Origin of the sequence: Pseudomonas sp. K5002, from assembly GCF_013386655.1 — a bacterium.
GTDB lineage: Bacteria > Pseudomonadota > Gammaproteobacteria > Pseudomonadales > Pseudomonadaceae > Aquipseudomonas.
Genome location: NZ_JACARK010001066.1, coordinates 1 through 1599, shown reverse-complemented (window position 1 = coordinate 1599; position 1599 = coordinate 1). Strand labels below are relative to the sequence as shown.

The window sequence follows — 1599 nt, the reverse complement described above, 5'->3', positions numbered from 1 at the left end:
ATTGATGGGTGCGAAGAGGATGTTCATGGACTCTTACGCACACATCTTTACTTGTACATACAAGCATATGCAAGGTTGTTGCCAACTCGACGCGTCGTTGAACAGAGAGGCCTGTAAGGCGCTGAAACACCTGAGTTGCGCGGCCAGCCCTCCGCGAACCCATCGCGCGAATCAACCTTGGCGAGGAACTTGCGCACGGTATTGAGGCACAAAGTAACAATCTGCCAGAAGCTGGTGCGCGCACGAGTAACATCCCACGGCATTGACCAGCGCGCGTGCACCTGTGGTCACAACCCGTTACTGTCGACCCTGGAAAGATCAGGGCCGCGGCGAAAACACGCACTCAAGGCTTTTGAGATTTTCGTGCCAAACCACGGTTTTTCGTACCCAGCCCAGAAATTTGAGAGAAAATGCAAACCCAGCACACGGTCCGTTGTCATTTGCCCCATGCGTAAACTTCTTGGCTTCACCCTCATCATGGCCCTGGTCGCCGCCGTTTCCGCCTATCTGGTCTGGACCCAGGAGCGCCCCGTGGGCCATTACCTGTCCGACCTGCGGATCAACCTGGCCGTCGACCAGGGCGTGCCCGCCGACCGCGGCAACCTGCTGGGCATCCAGCCGGAACTGTTCCCCGCCGACTACCAGAGCCTGGAACGCCTGCACCTCAAGCTGGCGGCCTATCTGCAAAACGCCCGTGACCAAGGCCTGATCAACGACAAGACCATCGTGGTACTGCCGGAACATATCGGCACCTGGCTGATGGTCAGCGGCGAAAAGAACGAGCTGTACCAGGCCACCAACCTCAAGGAAGCGATGAACTGGTTGTCGGCGAGCAACCCGCTGCTGTTCCTGCGGGCCTTGATCAGCGCCAAGGGTGACGACCGCATCGACGACGCCTACCTGCGTATGAAGGCCCCGGCCATGGCCCGCGACTATCAAGTGCTGTTCGGTGGCCTGGCCAAGGAATTCGGCGTGACCCTGGTGGCCGGCTCCATTGCCCTGCCCAACCCGAGCGTCAGCCAGGGCCAGCTACAGATCGGTCATGGCGCGCTGTACAACACCAGTGTGGTCTTCGACCGCGATGGCTTGCCGCTGGGCCAGCCGCAACGCCAGCTGTATCCGATTTTTGACGAGCGCGGCTTTATTGAGCCGGGCGATGAAAACAGCGTCAGCGTGGTCGATACCCCGGCCGGGCGCCTGGGCATCCTGATCGGCAGCGACAGCTGGTACCCGGACAACTACCGCAAGCTCAACGAGCAAGGCGCCCAGTTGGTGGCGGTGCCGGCCTTCGTGATTGGCCGCGAGACCTGGGACAAGCCGTGGCGCGGCTTCAAAAGCGTGTCGACGCCAGCCGAGATCAGCCTCAAGCCCGAAGAGCTCAGCGAAGGCGAAGCCTGGCACCGCCTGACCCTCATCAGCCAGCAACCCATCAGCCAGGCCACCGCCGGCATGAGCGTGTTCCTGCGCGGGCAGTTCTTTGACATGGGCAGCGCCGGGCAAAGCTTCCTCAGCAGCAACGGCCAGGTGTTCGCCGACGGCAATGCCCGTGGCGCGCGCCTGCTGAACGTGTGGCTGTAACTCAATGAAGCCGGTGCGGCT

General features: G+C 61.4%; 1 protein-coding gene. It reads left to right on the top strand.

Going from position 1 to position 1599, the window contains the following annotated elements; translation table 11 throughout:
* Nucleotides 1-447: 447 nt before the first annotated feature.
* The gene (locus HX846_RS33215) at nt 448-1578 is read left to right on the top strand and encodes a carbon-nitrogen hydrolase family protein (protein ID WP_003207875.1); all 1131 of its coding nucleotides are present in this window, start codon (nt 448-450) and stop codon (nt 1576-1578) included.
* Nucleotides 1579-1599: the final 21 nt, after the last annotated feature.